15 protein-coding genes are annotated in these 16,751 nt (G+C 58.3%); 6 read left to right on the forward strand and 9 right to left on the reverse strand.

The genetic code is table 11. The annotated features are described in order from the left end of the window. Nucleotides 1–24: 24 nt before the first annotated feature. From C2E19_RS27525 to C2E19_RS27535, 3 genes are all read right to left on the reverse strand, one after another. On the reverse strand, nucleotides 25–321 hold the full coding sequence (locus tag C2E19_RS27525; RefSeq protein ID WP_007913779.1) for a helix-turn-helix domain-containing protein: 297 nt from the start codon (nucleotides 319–321) through the stop codon (nucleotides 25–27). A gap of 77 nt (nucleotides 322–398) precedes the next feature. Next, the gene (locus C2E19_RS27530; protein ID WP_129395859.1) at nucleotides 399–890 is read right to left on the reverse strand and encodes a M48 family metallopeptidase; all 492 of its coding nucleotides are present in this window, start codon (nucleotides 888–890) and stop codon (nucleotides 399–401) included. Nucleotides 891–935: 45 nt separating this feature from the next. Further along, nucleotides 936–3,059, reverse strand: coding sequence for a bifunctional diguanylate cyclase/phosphodiesterase (locus C2E19_RS27535; RefSeq protein ID WP_129395860.1), 2,124 nt, complete (start codon nucleotides 3,057–3,059; stop codon nucleotides 936–938). 322 nt (nucleotides 3,060–3,381) lie between these two features. On the opposite strand from C2E19_RS27535, the gene C2E19_RS27540 reads away from it, so the two are divergent. Further along, nucleotides 3,382–4,050 (forward strand): polysaccharide lyase family 7 protein, encoded by a 669-nt coding sequence (locus tag C2E19_RS27540; RefSeq protein ID WP_129395861.1) that lies wholly within the window; start codon nucleotides 3,382–3,384, stop codon nucleotides 4,048–4,050. A 707-nt stretch (nucleotides 4,051–4,757) separates the two neighbouring features. Beyond that, nucleotides 4,758–5,348: a hypothetical protein gene (locus tag C2E19_RS27545; RefSeq protein WP_129395862.1), complete on the forward strand. Its 591-nt coding sequence runs from the start codon at nucleotides 4,758–4,760 to the stop codon at nucleotides 5,346–5,348. Nucleotides 5,349–5,423: 75 nt separating this feature from the next. Here C2E19_RS27545 and fba read toward each other — a convergent pair whose 3' ends face one another. The 6 genes from fba to tkt form a co-directional block, all read right to left on the reverse strand. After that, nucleotides 5,424–6,488 (reverse strand): class II fructose-bisphosphate aldolase, encoded by a 1,065-nt coding sequence (gene fba, locus C2E19_RS27550; RefSeq protein WP_007913760.1) that lies wholly within the window; start codon nucleotides 6,486–6,488, stop codon nucleotides 5,424–5,426. Between the two features lie 262 nt (nucleotides 6,489–6,750). Beyond that, nucleotides 6,751–7,083 carry an MliC family protein gene (locus C2E19_RS27555; RefSeq protein WP_008081029.1) on the reverse strand — a complete coding sequence of 111 codons (333 nt, stop codon included), beginning with the start codon at nucleotides 7,081–7,083 and terminating at the stop codon, nucleotides 6,751–6,753. Nucleotides 7,084–7,140: 57 nt separating this feature from the next. Further along, nucleotides 7,141–7,362, reverse strand: coding sequence for a hypothetical protein (locus C2E19_RS27560; RefSeq protein WP_007913756.1), 222 nt, complete (start codon nucleotides 7,360–7,362; stop codon nucleotides 7,141–7,143). A gap of 34 nt (nucleotides 7,363–7,396) precedes the next feature. Then, nucleotides 7,397–8,560, reverse strand: coding sequence for a phosphoglycerate kinase (locus C2E19_RS27565; protein WP_129395863.1), 1,164 nt, complete (start codon nucleotides 8,558–8,560; stop codon nucleotides 7,397–7,399). Between the two features lie 12 nt (nucleotides 8,561–8,572). After that, nucleotides 8,573–9,625: an erythrose-4-phosphate dehydrogenase gene (gene epd, locus C2E19_RS27570; protein ID WP_129395864.1), complete on the reverse strand. Its 1,053-nt coding sequence runs from the start codon at nucleotides 9,623–9,625 to the stop codon at nucleotides 8,573–8,575. Nucleotides 9,626–9,775: 150 nt separating this feature from the next. Then, nucleotides 9,776–11,773, reverse strand: a complete 1,998-nt coding sequence (gene tkt / locus C2E19_RS27575; protein WP_129395865.1) for a transketolase — start codon at nucleotides 11,771–11,773, stop codon at nucleotides 9,776–9,778. 270 nt (nucleotides 11,774–12,043) lie between these two features. On the opposite strand from tkt, the gene C2E19_RS27580 reads away from it, so the two are divergent. The 4 genes from C2E19_RS27580 (at nucleotide 12,044) to C2E19_RS27595 (ending at nucleotide 16,651) form a co-directional block, all read left to right on the forward strand. Then, a complete protein-coding gene (locus C2E19_RS27580; protein WP_129395866.1) occupies nucleotides 12,044–13,039 on the forward strand; it encodes a metalloregulator ArsR/SmtB family transcription factor in 996 nt (331 codons plus the stop codon). 18 nt (nucleotides 13,040–13,057) lie between these two features. Beyond that, nucleotides 13,058–14,248, forward strand: coding sequence for a methionine adenosyltransferase (gene metK / locus C2E19_RS27585; RefSeq protein ID WP_008081040.1), 1,191 nt, complete (start codon nucleotides 13,058–13,060; stop codon nucleotides 14,246–14,248). A gap of 236 nt (nucleotides 14,249–14,484) precedes the next feature. After that, nucleotides 14,485–16,158 carry an NAD-dependent DNA ligase LigB gene (gene ligB, locus C2E19_RS27590; RefSeq protein WP_129395867.1) on the forward strand — a complete coding sequence of 558 codons (1,674 nt, stop codon included), beginning with the start codon at nucleotides 14,485–14,487 and terminating at the stop codon, nucleotides 16,156–16,158. 97 nt (nucleotides 16,159–16,255) lie between these two features. Next, on the forward strand, nucleotides 16,256–16,651 hold the full coding sequence (locus C2E19_RS27595; RefSeq protein ID WP_064388116.1) for a DUF1090 domain-containing protein: 396 nt from the start codon (nucleotides 16,256–16,258) through the stop codon (nucleotides 16,649–16,651). Nucleotides 16,652–16,751: the final 100 nt, after the last annotated feature.

Genomic DNA, 16,751 nt, shown 5'->3' on the forward strand with positions numbered 1-16,751 from the left:
GCGTCAGCTCAGGCACAACACATTTTACGGATACTCAAGCACAGCCTTGATCTGCCGCAAATTGCGCTCAATCCAGCCGCGATCAATCGCCCCCCACTCGCGAATCCGATAGCGCCCGGCATGATTGCGTGCGCCCTCTTCCTGCTCGAACTCACAAACAATATCCAGGTCGGCCAACGCCGCAATGGTGTCCTGCGCCGTGCGCCGGGGCATGCCGGTGACTTCGGTCAGCGTCGGCACACTCGGGGCCAGACCGCTGTCGATCAGGTAGGCGACGTAGAGGCGGCGGTAGAAACTGCTTTTGGTCTTGCTTACGTCCATGCATGGGCCCCGTTGATTAGAAAGTCAAAAGATCGCAGCCTTCGGCAGCTCCTACAGAGGCTGCGATTTTTTGATGTTTATTGCATGTCGCGCCAGGTCAGGTACACGCGCAGATCGAACTCAACCTGGTGATACCCCGGCAGCATGTGCTCGCACAATTTATAAAACGCCTTGTTGTGATCCGACTCTTTGAAGTGCGCCAGCTCGTGCACGACGATCATTTTCAGAAAGTCCGGCGCAGCCTCCTTGAACAACGAGGCAATACGAATCTCTTTCTTGGCCTTGAGCTTGCCGCCCTGCACCCTCGACACCGTGGTGTGCAGGCCCAGCGCGCGGTGGGTCAGGTCGAGACGGTTGTCGAACAGCACTTTATCGATGGCCGGCGCGTTGCGCAGGTATTCCTGTTTCAGGTCCAGCGCGTAGCTGTACAGCGCCTTGTCGCTCTGCACATCGTGTCGCCCCGAATAACGCTGATTCAGGTAATCACCCAAGCGCCCTTCGGCGATCAGTTGGCGCACCTGATCCTGTAATTGCGCGGGATAGGCCTGGAGGTACTTCAACACAGTCATGGACGGGCGACACGGTTCGAAAAAAGGTGCGCCAGTGTAGCGAATTCAACCGGGCAGCGCGCTCCAGTCGAAGGGCTCGACGAACGTGGCGGCGTCTTCGGCGATCAATGGCCGCGCGACAAGGAAACCTTGCACATACTCACAACCGTGGGCTTGCAGCCACTGATATTGCTCAATGGTTTCGACGCCTTCGGCGATCACCAGCAAACCGTATTGCTTGCACAGGTTGATCACGGTACTCACCAGCGACGCATCCCGCGCAGAGTCCGGCAATCGCGCAATGAGATGGCGATCAAGCTTCAGCGTATCCAGCTCAAGATCGCGCAAATGCGCCAGCGAGCAAGGCCCTGAACCGAAGTCGTCGAGCGCCACGCGCACCCCGAGGTTGCGCAACAGACGCAACTGCTTGCGCGTTTCGTCGGGGTTTTGCATCAAGGCTTCTTCGGTGACTTCGACCTCCAGCTGTCGCGGCTGCAGCGCGTGTCGCTCCATGACCTGGCGCAACTCGGTGACCAGATTCGGCAGGCTGAACTGGGTGTTGCTCAAACTCACGCCGAGCACCAGATCCTCGGCAAACAGGGTTTCCCAGGCTTTGCGCTGGCCGGCGCCACGATGATAGATCCAGCTGCCGAGCCGGCTGATCAGCCGCGCTTCTTCCAGCAACGGCAGGAAAAGCCCCGGTGGAACATCGCCGACGCTGGGATGCTGCCAGCGCAACAACGCTTCAAACCCGCGTATCTGCCCCGTGTCGATCGCCACCTGCGGCTGATAGACCAGATTGAAATCGCGATTCTCGATGGCCGTGCGTACGCTTTCTTCAAGCATCAAGCGCGAACGGGCGCGACCGTTCATTTCATGATCGTAGAAGCGATATTGCTGACGCCCGGCGCGCTTGGCTTCGTACATGGCAATGTCGGACGCACGCAGCAAACCGTCGAGGTTCGAACCGCAATCCGGATACGTGGCAATGCCGATGCTCGCGCCAAGGGCGATATCCAGCCCCTCGATTTGCTGACAGATCGACACACGCTCGATGAGTTTCTCGGCGATCTTCGCTGCCTGCTCCGGGAATTCCAGATCCAGCAACGCGGTGAATTCATCGCCGCCCATACGCGCGAGTATGTCGAACGGGCGCAGGCACGCCTTCAATTGCTCGGAAACCCAACGCAATACACGGTCGCCGGCATCGTGGCCCAATGAGTCGTTGACCCGTTTGAAACCGTCGAGGTCCAGATACAGCAGCACCCAACTACTGTCGCTGCGCTCACCGCGCAGCAGCAGGTTTTCCACAGTCTGGTAAAAGCCTCGGCGATTGAGCAACCCGGTCAGCGGATCGGTCACGGCTTGAAACTCAAGCTGTTGGTGCAGGTGGCGCACCACCGACATGTCGAGAACCGTCACCACCATCGCGTGTTGTTCTGTGGGTAGCGCCGCGCAGGACAAGGCCACTGGCACCTGCTGGCCGGGCGCGGTACGCAATAATGCGTCGTGCAGTCTTAATGTTTCGCCACGTTTGTAGCTGGCGTAAAAATCGGAATCGGCCCAGAGCGGAATGTGCGGTTTCTGCAGGTAATCGAGAAACTCTTTACCCTCCAGCTCCTTGACCGGCGCATTGAGCAGACGCGAAATTGCCGGATTGGCGAAGCGGATCAAACCGTCCTCGCCCACCACCAATATCCCCTCGGCGGCGTTATCCAGCACAGAGGCATTAAAGGCACGCGCCACTTCCAGGTCATGACTCAAACGCTGCAAGGCGCGACGATTACGCTGGTGCTCCAGCAACGCCTGCACTTTCGGCTTGAGAATCTGCGGATCGAACGGTTTGAACAGGTAATCCACCGCACCACTGGCATAGCCCTTGATCACGGCATCCTGGGATTGCTCATTGGCGGTGAGGAAAATGATCGGGGTCAGGCGTGTGCGCTGGCTGCCGCGCATCAGCCGCGCGACCTCGAAACCGTCCATGCCCGGCATCTGCACATCCAGCAGCACCAGGTCGACGTCGTGTTCGAGCAACAGGCTGAGCGCCTCGAAACCGGAGGCAGCGGTGATGACCTGCCAATCCTGACGCTGCAGCAACGCGCGCATGCTGATCAGGTTTTCAGGGTAATCATCAACGATCAATAGGACAGAGCTGCCTTCACCTGGCTGGGGTTGCGCGCATTCCATGCTGCTTCTCTTGTCGGGAATTCAGGTCGGTTTCCGGTAAAAACCGTACACATACTGAGCCATCACTCTAGTCCGTGATCTGAAAAAGCAGAAGCTGTCATCGAGCCATCATTTAGCCAATGCCTTGTTTAGCCGACTAACGGTCACCGCTACAGCCCCCGAAAACCGGGAAAGATGGCATTTCGACAGGATGTTGACGCCAATCATCTGCCAAACGGGCATTAACAAAAAATCCCTCTACGCTTATAAAGGCCGCCCCCAAAAGGCGCGGACTAGAGCTTCTGGCACCCGCGTTCAGGATGAATCGAGTGGAAGAACCGACATGATCGATCTCGCAACCTGGAACCTCAGCGTTCCCGTCGGCAGCCCGCCATACACCGTCGAAACCTCCAAACTGGTCAAAGGTTTCAAGGATCAGTACTTTCATTCCGACACCGGCACCTTGTTTTTCTGGTCACCGGTTACCGGGTCAAAAACCGAAAACGCCATCTACCCGCGCACCGAACTGCGCGAAACCTACAGCAACGGCACCCTGCGCAACTGGTATTACCCCGACGCCGACAACTTGCTGCGCGCGACGGTCACGGTCAACAAAGTGCCGAGTTCGGGCAAGATCGTCATTGGCCAGATCCACGCCTATGAAAGCCAGAAACCGCTGGTCAAACTTGAATACCAATACAAGACCAAAACCGAGACCGGCAACCTGGTGATCAAAGTCCGCATGCACCCGGACGATGACGAAAGCCGCGTTATCACCCTCGCCACCGGGATCAAACTGGACAACGAATTCAACTACCTCATCCACCTCAGCCCCGGCGGTGCGCTCGGCATCAGCGCGGCGGGTTATCAGTGGGATTCACAAATCAGCGCGACTTGGCGGGTGAAACCGCTGTACTTCAAAGCCGGGGTTTATGTGCAGGACAACACCGGATACACCAGTGAAGGCGGCCAGGTCACCTTCTCCAAACTCGATATCGATCACGATAAATAACCCACCCGCCAAATGCATTCCCCCGGTAGGAGCTGCCGAAGGCTGCGATCTTTTGATCTTGTTCTTGATTTTAAAAAGCCAAAATCAAAAGATCGCAGCCTTCGGCAGCTCCTACATTTAAACGGTGTTGTTTAGTTCTGTCGGCGGTTACTTCCGGATGCCTACAACACCTTGCGTCGTTGCCTACCACTACGCCAGAATCCGCCGGCTTGTGCGCCTGAAGGGCCATCGGTAAATTGATTCGCGTCACTGATTTCCAGTGATCGGGTTTAGTAGCCCGAGGTTTCAAGCGTTGTGCACTAGCATCTGTCAGTCAGGTATTTCCATACGAGAATAAACCGTGCATCACCAAGGGGGCGCTCTAACAAATAAATCCGCCCCCTCATTACCTTATTTAGACATTCTGTCCTTGGTTTGTCGGGGTGTGCTCACAACTATTACCGTAGACCAAGAAAAGTCCTTCTTCATTATTTGCTTTCAGCTCAAGTGCCTAGCTCTTAAGTAAGCACCATAAAATCCGCCCCCTTATTTCGCGCCCTTTTCGTTTATTTCCCACGTTGCTATATCCAGCATAACAAAAAAATATAAAAACCTGTCAACTCTGACAGGTGACAACACTATGCACAAAACCCAATCTAATCCTGGCAAGAAGCCAGGAAAAATCAATCTACTCTCTATCCGCTATCTTCAAATGGGACAGTAAAAAAATGGACGACAAAGATAAGTCATTTCTGGGCACACTGCACATAAGCCGCCCAATAGGTAATATAAACATCTCTGCGAGTATTGGCTTTCAAAGAGCATACTTAATCAGCTCACGACCGTCCACCATCAACGGATCATCAGATTACTCAAAATACGTGGATCATAAAGATACCAACGAGTTGCACACCAGCTCGTGCTCAGGAAACACTCCAGCAACGTTTTATTTCCGGCACATTACCGATGGAGAGTATGTTATTTATAGCAGGACTCCTGGCCCAAACCATGGAAGTTATTTGGAATTACAAAATGGCAACATCCGCGCATCAAAAAACTCAGACTGCGCAAGCGTTTTTTCTTTTAAACAAAATGGTCAGCGCATTCTGATTCACGAAGAATCCGAACAAAGGATTTTTGCGGAGCTTGTCTGTAAAGACGGTGGTATCGAACTCTATAATGAAGAGAATTTTTCCGGAAATAGAGCAAACTTCACTGCACAAATAGTGAGCAAGGGCGGAACCGGCCCTATTGGAGAAATCCGATTGGAGGTTCTTGAAAGGAATGTCGACTGGCTGAGCAAAAGTGAAAACAGCTGAAATTGTATCGCAGCATTCTTCCACAAAAAACCCGCCTCTCGGCGGGTTTTTCATAACGCTAGTTAACGCTCAGGCTTAGTTAACCTTAGCGTTCAACTCACCCTTCAGATAACGCTGATACATCGCTTCCAGCGAGATCGGTTTGATCTTCGAAGCATTACCCGCCGTACCGAACGCTTCATAACGAGCGATACACACATCACGCATCGCGGTCACGGTGGCGCCGAAGAATTTACGTGGGTCGAATTCGCTCGGGTTGGTGGCCATCAGGCGACGCATGGCGCCGGTGGACGCCAGACGCAGGTCGGTGTCGATGTTGACTTTGCGCACGCCGTACTTGATGCCTTCGACGATTTCTTCAACCGGTACGCCGTACGTTTCTTTGATGTCGCCGCCGTACTGGTTGATGATCGCCAGCCACTCTTGTGGAACCGACGAAGAACCGTGCATCACCAGGTGGGTGTTCGGGATGCGCTTGTGGATTTCCTTGATGCGGTCGATGGCCAACACGTCGCCGGTAGGTGGCTTGGTGAACTTGTAAGCGCCGTGGCTGGTGCCGATGGCGATGGCCAAGGCATCAACTTGAGTGCGTTTTACGAAGTCAGCGGCTTCTTCCGGGTCGGTCAGCATTTGGCTGTGATCCAGAACGCCTTCAGCGCCGATGCCGTCTTCTTCACCGGCCATGCCGGTTTCCAGCGAACCCAGGCAGCCCAGCTCGCCTTCTACCGATACGCCGCAGGCGTGAGCCATGGCCACGGTTTGTTGGGTAACGCGGACGTTGTAGTCGTAGTCGGTCGGGGTCTTGCCGTCTTCGCCCAGCGAGCCGTCCATCATTACCGAGCTGAAGCCCAGCTGGATCGAGCGCTGGCAGACGTCAGGGCTGGTGCCGTGGTCCTGGTGCATGCACACCGGGATGTGCGGGAACTCTTCGATCGCAGCCAGGATCAGGTGACGCAGGAATGGTGCGCCGGCGTATTTGCGGGCGCCGGCCGAAGCCTGAACGATCACCGGGGAGTCAGTCTTGTCAGCGGCTTCCATGATGGCGCGCATCTGCTCAAGATTGTTGACGTTGAAGGCTGGAACGCCGTAGCCGAACTCGGCTGCGTGGTCCAACATCTGGCGCATGCTGATAAGTGCCATTGTGTGTGTCTCTCCCGGTTTAGGGTCGTTAATCGTGCCAGCCTGCCGGAGCGGCGGCGGCTATTCAAGTGATTGCAGATCGGGGGTTGAGGCCCGGTCTGGTGATTCGATAAAGCAAATTCCTGAGAACTGCGCAGAACCCTTGTGGGAGCGAGCCTGCTCGCGAAAGCGGTCTGACAGACACTGCATCATCGACGGCAAGATTGCTTTCGCGAGCAGGCTCGCTCCCACATTTGGTTCTCTGTACATCAATTCAATCGTTTTACTCGGCTTTGCAGCCGCGGCCGATCAGGTCATTGGTGGCGACCCAGTACACCAGGCCTTCCTCACCCTTGACGTGAAACGCCAGCATGCCGTCGCTGTACAGCGTGCCCGAGGCGCCCGGCTCTTCTTTCAGGCGATAGACCTGATCACCGCCACCCAGTCGAACGTCGACTTCCTTCTGGCCGGCATCGGCGTAGCGCCACAGCACTTTGGCCTGGCTGTCGCAGGTCCAGGTGGTCCAGTTATCTGCCGGGGCAGACGATTGAAACAGGTTCAACTGCGCGCAACCGCCCAACAATGCCAACGCCGCAATGGCGATCAAGCCTTTCATCCGTGTTCCTCGACTGACGGCGCACGCCGCCAGCCCTGAGTTAAAGAGTCAGACCCGTCAAGGACAACCATGTTCCTTGGCCGGGGTTTGCGTCTCGTATTTGTCCAGACCGTCCGGCCCGGATCGCTTGTTCAGCACCGGGTTGGTTTCGGCCTGCCAGTCGGCCTGATAACAGCCCTTCTGCGACTCGCTCGGTGCCGGCGTGGCTTCGGCCTTCGGGTTACTCCCGCAGGCCGCCAGCGTACCGGTCAGCAACAACAGTGCTAACGACTTGACCATGAAAACACTCCTTTGCCTGGCCAAACGGGCGGCCTCAGGCCTTGGCCCGGCTTTCCAGGACTTCTACGGCTGGCAGCACTTTGCCCTCGACGAATTCGAGGAACGCGCCACCACCGGTGGAAATGTAGGAGATTTGCTCAGCCACGCCATATTTATCGATAGCGGCCAGAGTGTCGCCACCGCCTGCAATGGAGAACGCCGAGCTTTCAGCGATGGCCTGGGCCAGCACTTTGGTGCCGTTGCCGAACTGGTCGAATTCGAACACGCCGACCGGGCCGTTCCACAGAATGGTTTTCGACGATTTCAGCAGTTCAGCGAAGTTGGCTGCGGTTTGCGGGCCAATGTCCAGAATCATGTCGTCGGCAGCAACGTCAGCGATCAGCTTGACGGTGGCTTCGGCGGTTTCAGCGAATTCTTTGGCAACCACTACGTCAACCGGCAATGGCACGCTGACTTTGGCAGCGATGGCGCGCGCGGTGTCGAGCAGATCCGGTTCGTACAGCGATTTGCCAACCGGGTGACCGGCCGCCGCGAGGAAGGTGTTGGCGATGCCGCCGCCGACGATCAGTTGATTGCAGATCTGACTCAAGCTGTTCAGCACGTCGAGTTTGGTCGACACCTTGGAGCCGGCAACGATGGCCGCCATTGGCTGAGCCGGCGCGCCCAGCGCTTTGCCCAGGGCATCCAGTTCAGCGGCCAGCAGTGGACCAGCGGCCGCAACTTTGGCGAACTTGGCCACGCCGTGGGTCGAACCCTCGGCACGGTGAGCGGTGCCGAAAGCGTCCATCACGAATACGTCGCACAGGGCGGCGTATTGCCGGGCCAGTTCGTCAGCGTTCTTTTTCTCGCCTTTGTTGAAGCGCACGTTTTCGAACAGCACGATGTCGCCGGCCTTGACCTCAACGCCACCGAGGTAATCAGCCACCAGCGGCACTTCACGGCCCAGCGCCTTGCTCAGGTAGTCAGCGACTGGCTTGAGGCTGTTCTCGGCGGAGAACTCGCCTTCGATCGGACGGCCAAGGTGCGAGCAGACCATCACGGCCGCGCCTTTTTCCAGGGCCAGCTTGATGGTCGGCAGCGAAGCCAGGATACGCGCGTCGCTGGTGACAACACCGTCCTTGACTGGGACGTTGAGGTCTTCGCGGATCAATACGCGCTTACCTTGCAGATCGAGGTCGGACATCTTCAACACGGTCATGGGTCGCACTTCCTACGGTTTTTTTGAAGTTGCTGTTTGCAGATAGTGTTCTGCAACGTCCAGCATTCGGTTGGCAAAACCCCATTCGTTGTCGAACCAGGCCAGGATGTTCACCAGCTTGGGGCCGGAAACACGGGTCTGACTGGCATCGACGATGGCCGAATGTGGGTCATGGTTGAAATCACAACTGGCGTGCGGCAGCTCGGTATAGGCGAGCAGGCCTTTGAGCGGGCCACTGGTGGCGGCCTCGCGCAGGATCCGGTTGACCTCGCTGGCGTCGGTCGCGGTGGCGGTCTGCATCGTGATGTCGAGGCAGGACACGTTGACCGTCGGCACGCGTACGGCTTTGGCCTGAATTCGCCCGGCAAGTTCCGGCAGCAGGCGCTCGATACCGCGCGCCAGACCGGTGGACACCGGGATCACCGACTGGAACGCCGAACGGGTGCGGCGCAGGTCTTCGTGATGATAGGCGTCGATCACTGGCTGATCGTTCATCGCCGAGTGAATCGTGGTGATCGACACGTAATCGAGGCCGATCGCCTTGTCGAGCAAGCGCAACAGCGGCACGCCGCAGTTGGTTGTGCAGGAGGCGTTGGACACCAACAGTTCGTCGCCGGTCAGGCAATCCTGATTGACGCCGTAGACGATGGTGGCGTCGACATCTGCCTCGCTGGCCATCGGCTGCGAGAACAACACGCGTGGCGCGCCGGCGTCGAGAAAGCGCTGGCCGTCTTCACGGGTGTTATAGGCACCGGAACACTCAAGCACCAGATCGACGCCCAGCGACGCCCAATCAATGCCTTCGGGGGTGGCACTGCGCAGGACCTTCACGCAGTCACCATTAATATGCAGACAATCGCCTTCTACTCGCACCTCGCCAGGAAAGCGGCCATGGGTGGAGTCGAAGCGTGTCAGGTATTCGATGCTGGCCATGTCAGCCAGATCGTTGATCGCGACAATTTCAAACCCGGCTTTCTCGCCTCGCTCAAACAACGCACGCAAGACGCAACGACCAATCCGGCCGTAGCCGTTGAGTGCAACTTTGTAAGGACGCGGTTGAGGCATGGGGTTCTCGATTACCGTGGTGAATCAGGCAGTGCGATGTTGCCTGAACCAACGCTTTCGCGAGCAGGCTCGCTCCCACAGGGAAATGCATTCCAATGTGGGAGCGAGCCTGCTCGCGAAGGCGTCAGCTCAGACGACATCTTTTCTGGATCAGTCTTCCAGCAGCTCTTCAGCCTGACCGAGGATGTTTTCCAGGGTGAAGCCGAACTCTTCGAACAGTGCCGAAGCCGGAGCCGATTCGCCGTAAGTGGTCATGCCGATCACGCGACCTTCCAGACCCACGTACTTGAACCAGAAGTCGGCGTGTGCCGCTTCGATGGCGATACGTGCGCTGACTTGCAACGGCAGAACGGCTTGCTTGTAGCCCGCGTCCTGAGCATCGAACACGCTGGTGCACGGCATCGAAACCACGCGGACCTTGCGGCCCTGCTCGGTCAGCTTGTCGTAAGCCTGAACCGCCAGACCGACTTCCGAACCGGTCGAAATCAGGATCAGCTCAGGCTCGCCTGCACAGTCCTTCAGCACGTAACCGCCACGGCTGATGTCGGCAATCTGGCCGGCATCACGTTCCTGGTGTTGCAGGTTCTGACGCGAGAAGATCAGCGCCGATGGACCGTCCTTGCGCTCCAGAGCGTTTTTCCAGGCCACGGCCGATTCAACGGCATCGGCTGGACGCCAGGTGTCGAGGTTTGGTGTGGTGCGCAGGCTGGTCAGTTGCTCGATCGGCTGGTGCGTCGGGCCGTCTTCGCCCAGACCGATGGAGTCGTGGGTGTAGACGTGGATCACTTGCTTCTTCATCAGCGCGGACATGCGCACGGCGTTGCGGGCGTATTCCATGAACATCAGGAAGGTCGCGCCGTAAGGCACCAGGCCGCCGTGCAGGGTCACGCCGTTCATGATCGCGGTCATGCCGAATTCGCGCACGCCGTAGTACATGTAGTTGCCGCTGGCGTCTTCAGCGCTGACGCCCTTGCAACCTTTCCACAGGGTCAGGTTGGAACCGGCGAGGTCAGCCGAACCGCCAAGCAGTTCCGGCAGCAGCGGGCCGAATGCGTTCAGGGTGTTCTGGCTGGCTTTACGGCTGGCGATGGTTTCGCCTTTGGCCGCGACTTCAGCGATGTAAGCCGAAGCTTTTTCGGAGAAGTCGGCGGGCAGCTCACCGCTCAGGCGACGGATCAGCTCGTTGGCTTCGGTCGGGAATGCTGCGGAGTAGGCAGCGAAACGCTGATCCCATTCGGCTTCGGCCGCGCGACCTTTTTCCTTGGCATCCCACTCGGCATAGATGTCGGCCGGGATTTCGAACGGGCCGTAGTTCCAGTTCAGAGCCTTGCGGGTCAGCGCAATTTCCGCGTCACCCAATGGGGCGCCGTGGCAGTCTTCTTTGCCCTGCTTGTTCGGCGAACCGAAACCGATGGTGGTCTTGCAGCATATCAGCGTCGGCAGCGGACTCTTGCGAGCGGTTTCGATGGCAGTCTTGATTTCTTCCGGGTCGTGACCGTCAACGTTGCGGATCACTTGCCAGTTGTAGGCTTCGAAACGCTTCGGGGTGTCATCGGTGAACCAGCCTTCGACTTCGCCGTCGATGGAGATGCCGTTGTCATCGTAGAACGCGATCAGCTTGCCCAGACCCAAAGTACCGGCCAGGGAAGCGACTTCGTGGGAAATGCCTTCCATCATGCAGCCATCACCCAGGAACACATAGGTGTGGTGATCGACGATGTCGTGGCCAGGACGGTTGAACTGCGCGCCGAGGACTTTTTCCGCCAGGGCGAAGCCCACAGCGTTGGCCAGACCCTGACCCAGTGGGCCGGTGGTGGTTTCAACGCCCGGGGTGTAACCGAACTCCGGGTGGCCCGGGGTGCGGCTGTGCAGTTGACGGAACTGCTTGAGGTCTTCGATCGACAGGTCGTAACCGGTCAGGTGCAGCAGCGAGTAGATCAACATCGAGCCGTGGCCGTTGGACAGCACGAAGCGGTCACGGTCGGCGAACGATGGATTGCTCGGGTTGTGCTTGAGGTAGTCGCGCCAAAGCACTTCGGCGATATCTGCCATACCCATAGGGGCACCGGGATGGCCGCTGTTGGCTTTTTGCACGGCATCCATGCTGAGGGCACGAATGGCGTTGGCACGCTCACGACGGCTAGGCATCGCTGATCTCCTGGGTTCTGGTAAGTCGAAACGGAAAAAAGGAGGGCATTTTCCCTCACCGGAGCGCCTCGGGGCAATGACAGATAGTCATCCGGGGGCGTTTTTCCAATGGATAGCGGCGCTTTCTGTTGGTGAAACCTTTCCGCTACTCGTTTGTAGAGTTAACCGGTGAGTGAGAAGTGCAATAAAAAGCGCCACTGATCGAGCAATATCAAAACTTTTTGATATTGCCCTTGCGATGAATTCCCCCCGTCACTAGACTGCGGCCCTATGAATTTACGCGTGCCTTCCATTCGCCATGACGATTGCGACGAGCTGGCGGCCCTGTGCAAGGCCGGCGGCGATCCGTTGCGGCTGAATGTATTGCGCGCGCTGGCCAACGATTCGTTTGGTGTTCTCGAGCTGGCGCAGATCTTCGGTATGGGTCAGTCCGGCATGAGTCACCATCTCAAGGTACTGGCACAAGCCGACCTGGTGGCGACGCGCCGCGAAGGCAACGCGATCTTTTATCGCCGCGCCCTGCCCCACACCGATCTGTTGGGCGGCAAGTTGCACGCGGCGTTGTTAGAAGAAGTCGACAACCTGACGCTGCCTGACGATGTGCAAGCGCGCATCGAGCAGGTTCACGGCCAACGCGCCGCGGCCAGTCAGGACTTTTTCGCAAGGGTCGCGGAGAAATTTCGCGCCCAGCAGGATTTGATCGCAGGCCTGCCGCAGTACCGCGAAAGCGTGCTGGCCCTGCTCGACAAACTGAACTTCGATGGTGCTGCCACGGCCATTGAAGTCGGCCCCGGCGATGGTGCTTTTCTGCCGGAACTGGCCCGTCGCTTCCACGCCGTCACCGCGCTGGACAACAGCCCGGCGATGCTCGAACTGGCGCGTCAGGTATGCGAACGTGAACAGCTGGCTAACGTCAGCCTGCAATTGGCCGATGCATTGAACGGCACAAGCCTTCAGGCCGATTGCGTGGTGTTGAACATGGTGTTGCACCATTTCGCCGCGCCGGCCGATGCGCTCAAGCACATGGCCGACCTGCTGCAACCGGGCGGTAGCTTGCTCGTGACAGAGTTATGTAGCCACAACCAGAGTTGGGCCAGGGAGGCCTGCGGTGATCTGTGGTTGGGGTTTGAACAGGACGATTTGGCCCGTTGGGCCACCGCTGCGGGACTCGTTCCCGGGGAAAGCCTCTATGTAGGCTTACGTAATGGTTTCCAGATCCAGGTTCGCCACTTTCAGCGACCGACTGGCGACACTCACCATCGGTAAATTCAGGAAAACATCGAGATGAGCGAATACTCCCTCTTCACCTCCGAGTCCGTGTCCGAAGGGCATCCGGACAAAATCGCCGACCAGATTTCCGATGCGGTGCTGGACGCCATCATTACCCAGGACAAACACGCACGCGTTGCCGTGGAAACCCTGGTCAAGACTGGCGTGGCCATCGTTGCCGGTGAAGTGACCACCAGCGCCTGGGTCGATCTGGAAGAGATCGTGCGTAACGTGATTCTCGACATCGGCTATAACAGCTCCGACGTCGGCTTCGACGGCGCGACCTGCGGCGTGATGAACATCATCGGCAAGCAGTCCCCGGACATCAACCAGGGTGTTGACCGTGCCAAGCCTGAAGATCAGGGCGCCGGCGACCAGGGTCTGATGTTCGGTTACGCCAGCAACGAAACCGACGTTTTGATGCCAGCGCCGATCACCTTCTCGCACCAGTTGGTGCAGCGCCAGGCCGAAGCCCGTAAATCGGGTCTGTTGCCTTGGCTGCGTCCGGACGCCAAGTCGCAAGTGACTTGCCGTTACGAAGGCGGCAAGGTTGTCGGTATCGACGCGGTTGTTCTGTCGACCCAGCACAACCCTGAAGTGTCGTACAAAGACCTGCGCGAAGGCGTGATGGAGCTGATCGTCAAGCACGTGCTGCCTGCCGAACTGCTGAGCAAGGACACCCAGTTCCACATCAACCCGACCGGCCAGTTCATCATTGGCGGCCCGGTAGGTGACTGCGGTCTGACCGGTCGCAAGATCATCGTCGACAGCTACGGCGGCATGGCCCGTCACGGCGGCGGCGCGTTCTCCGGTAAAGATCCATCGAAGGTTGACCGTTCGGCTGCCTACGCTGGCCGTTATGTTGCCAAGAACATCGTCGCTGCCGGCCTGGCCGAGCGTTGCGAGATCCAGGTTTCCTACGCGATCGGTGTTGCTCAGCCTACTTCGATCTCGCTGAACACCTTCGGCACCGGCAAGATCAGCGATGACAAGATCGTCAAACTGGTCCGTGAAGTGTTCGACCTGCGTCCATACGCAATCACCACCATGCTCGACCTGCTGCACCCGATGTACCAGGAAACTGCAGCGTACGGCCACTTCGGTCGCACGCCAGAGACCAAGACTGTTGGCGAAGACACCTTCACCACGTTCACCTGGGAAAAAACCGACCGCGCCGACGCTCTGCGCGCCGCTGCTGGTCTGTAAGACTTCCCCGGCGGTACAAAAAAGCCCCGCACGGTTCGCGCCGTGCGGGGCTTTTTCATGGCTGCCAGATCAAAAGATCGCCGCCTGCGGCAGCTCCCACATTGAAATCCGGGCACCTGTAGGAGCTGCCGCAGGCTGCGATCTTTTGATCTTCAGCTGTCGAAACACCCCGAAAAACACCTGCCCACCCCTGCCCGAAATCCCGACTAGCCTTCAAATACCCTCCCTGAGCAAGGATGCTCACGATGCGCTCGCTGCTTGTTTTCCTGTTGACCTTCATCAGCCTCACTACGCTCGCCGACTGTCCCGAATGGACCGTCCTCAAAGCACAAAACGAAATCACCGCCCTGCAAAACCAGATCGACCAATGGGACGACGCCTACCACCGCGAAGGCCGCTCACCGATTGCCGACGAACTCTACGATCAGTCGCGCCTGCGCTTGAGCGAGTGGCGGCTGTGCTTCGATCTGCCGTCCGCGCCCAAGCCGTTGCGCACGGCGTCAGGCTCAATCGCACACCCTGTCGCTCACACCGGCCTGGACAAGTTGCACGAGGCCGCCGCCGTGGAAACCTGGCTGCGCGACCGCCAGGACGTCTGGGTGCAACCGAAAGTCGACGGTGTCGCGGTGACGCTGATCTATCGCGCTGGAGTTTTGCAGCAGGCCATCAGTCGTGGCGACGGGGTTCGTGGGCAAGACTGGACCACATCGGCACAGAAAATCGGCGCCATCCCTCAGCGCCTTACGCAACCACTGGATCTGCTGGTGCAAGGCGAACTCTACTGGCGCTTGAACGAACACGTGCAGGCGCGGGCCGGCAGCGTTAACGCCCGCGCCAGCGTTGCCGGGCTGATGGCGCGCAAATCTCTCGATTCAGAACAAGCCGCCGGGATCGGGCTATTCGTCTGGGACTGGCCGCAGGGACCGCCGGACTTGCCCGAACGCATGTCCACGCTGGCAACCTTGGGCTTCGCCACAAGCGCGCCCTACAGCCACGCCGTCAGTGACTTTGCAGAGGCGCAGAAATGGCGCGATCACTGGTATCGCTCGCCCCTGCCGTTTGCCACCGACGGCGTGGTTTTGCGCCAGAGCCGGCGCCCGCCAGTTGAACGCTGGCAAGCCCGCACACCCTATTGGGCCGTCGCCTGGAAATATCCGTTTGCGCAAGCATTGGCCGAGGTGCGCAAGGTCAATTTCAACATCGGTCGAACCGGGCGCATCACGCCAGTCCTCGAACTCAAACCGGTCATGCTCGATGACCGGCAGATCAAACGGGTCAGCGCCAGTTCGTTAAAGCGCTGGCAAGCGCTGGATATTCGCCCCGGCGATCAGGTTGCAATCAGTCTCGCCGGTCTCACCATTCCTCGGCTCGACAGCGTTGTGCTGCGCGCCACCGAACGGGCCGACATCGACATTCCCAACGCCGATGACTTCCACGCTTTGAGCTGCTGGCAACCTGATCCGGGTTGTGAAAGCCAATTCCTTGCACGGCTGACCTGGCTCAGTGGCAAACAAGGGTTGGCGATGCAGAATGTTGGCCGTGGCACCTGGGAGAAACTTCTCGAAACACGCCGCCTGAACAACCTGCTGGATTGGTTGACCCTCGACGCGCCAGAGCTTGCTAACATTGCTGGCTTCGGCGAACGCAGCAGCGCACGCCTGATGGAAAGCTTTCACAGCGCCCGCCAACAACCGTTTGCCCAATGGCTTAAAGCAATGGGCTTGCCGCCAACTGGCCAGGCACAACTGCCGGACTCGTGGCAGGCGCTGGTACACCGTGACACCGAACAATGGCAGGCAGAAGCCGGCATAGGCCCGGGACGCGCGGCGCAATTAAGCGCATTCTTCCGCGACCCGCAGGTGCTGGCCCTGAGTGAAACCTTACATGCCGCCGGAATCGACGGTTTCTGAACACGCAATCCCGCCTCGCCGGGAACCCAACGGCGGCCAGGGCGCTCCAACAGCGCAGTGCCTTACCGACCCGATTGCCTTTGCACATGGAGCTTTTATGAAATTTCTCGCACCGCTCGCCATGCTGACCCTCTGCGGCATGATGGCCGCCCCTGTAATGGCCGATGAAGACGCCCCGGGCCTGACCGGTTGCGCCGCCAAAAAGCAGGGCATCATGAACCAGATCGAACAGGCCAAGTCGCGCGGCAATGCCGATCAGCAGGCAGGTCTGGAAACGGCCCTGCGTGAAGTGAACGAACACTGCACCGACGCCGGCCTGAAGAAAGAACGCGAAAACAAAGTGCTCGAAGCCAAACACGAAGTCAGCCAGCGCCAGGCCGATCTCGACAAGGCAATGAAAAAGGGCGATCCGGAGAAGATCAACAAGCGCAAAGACAAACTCGCCGAATCGCGCAAAGAACTGCAGGACGCGCTGGACGAAATCGACAAGTAATTGATGGCCCTGTGGCGAGGGGATTTATCCCCGTCCGGCGGCGAAGCCGTCGCAAATCCGGCTAGTCGGGTCTGACTGAAAAAACCCGGTTGTATGGTTT

It is taken from the genome of Pseudomonas sp. DTU12.3 (genome assembly GCF_004124275.1).
In the GTDB taxonomy this organism is placed as follows: Bacteria; Pseudomonadota; Gammaproteobacteria; order Pseudomonadales; family Pseudomonadaceae; genus Aquipseudomonas; species Aquipseudomonas helmanticensis.

Excerpts from the sequence above, each read along its gene's own strand:
- C2E19_RS27540 (WP_129395861.1), top strand. The coding sequence starts at position 3,382 with ATGATCGATCTCGCAACCTGGAACCTCAGCGTTCCCGTCGGCAGCCCG.
- epd (WP_129395864.1), bottom strand. The coding sequence starts at position 9,625 with ATGCCTCAACCGCGTCCTTACAAAGTTGCACTCAACGGCTACGGCCGG.
- C2E19_RS27595 (WP_064388116.1), top strand. The coding sequence starts at position 16,256 with ATGAAATTTCTCGCACCGCTCGCCATGCTGACCCTCTGCGGCATGATG.
- fba (WP_007913760.1), bottom strand. The coding sequence starts at position 6,488 with ATGGCACTTATCAGCATGCGCCAGATGTTGGACCACGCAGCCGAGTTC.
- metK (WP_008081040.1), top strand. The coding sequence starts at position 13,058 with ATGAGCGAATACTCCCTCTTCACCTCCGAGTCCGTGTCCGAAGGGCAT.
- C2E19_RS27535 (WP_129395860.1), bottom strand. The coding sequence starts at position 3,059 with ATGGAATGCGCGCAACCCCAGCCAGGTGAAGGCAGCTCTGTCCTATTG.
- C2E19_RS27560 (WP_007913756.1), bottom strand. The coding sequence starts at position 7,362 with ATGGTCAAGTCGTTAGCACTGTTGTTGCTGACCGGTACGCTGGCGGCC.
- C2E19_RS27530 (WP_129395859.1), bottom strand. The coding sequence starts at position 890 with ATGACTGTGTTGAAGTACCTCCAGGCCTATCCCGCGCAATTACAGGAT.
- C2E19_RS27525 (WP_007913779.1), bottom strand. The coding sequence starts at position 321 with ATGGACGTAAGCAAGACCAAAAGCAGTTTCTACCGCCGCCTCTACGTC.
- tkt (WP_129395865.1), bottom strand. The coding sequence starts at position 11,773 with ATGCCTAGCCGTCGTGAGCGTGCCAACGCCATTCGTGCCCTCAGCATG.
- C2E19_RS27580 (WP_129395866.1), top strand. The coding sequence starts at position 12,044 with ATGAATTTACGCGTGCCTTCCATTCGCCATGACGATTGCGACGAGCTG.
- C2E19_RS27565 (WP_129395863.1), bottom strand. The coding sequence starts at position 8,560 with ATGACCGTGTTGAAGATGTCCGACCTCGATCTGCAAGGTAAGCGCGTA.
- C2E19_RS27555 (WP_008081029.1), bottom strand. The coding sequence starts at position 7,083 with ATGAAAGGCTTGATCGCCATTGCGGCGTTGGCATTGTTGGGCGGTTGC.
- ligB (WP_129395867.1), top strand. The coding sequence starts at position 14,485 with ATGCTCACGATGCGCTCGCTGCTTGTTTTCCTGTTGACCTTCATCAGC.
- C2E19_RS27545 (WP_129395862.1), top strand. The coding sequence starts at position 4,758 with ATGGACGACAAAGATAAGTCATTTCTGGGCACACTGCACATAAGCCGC.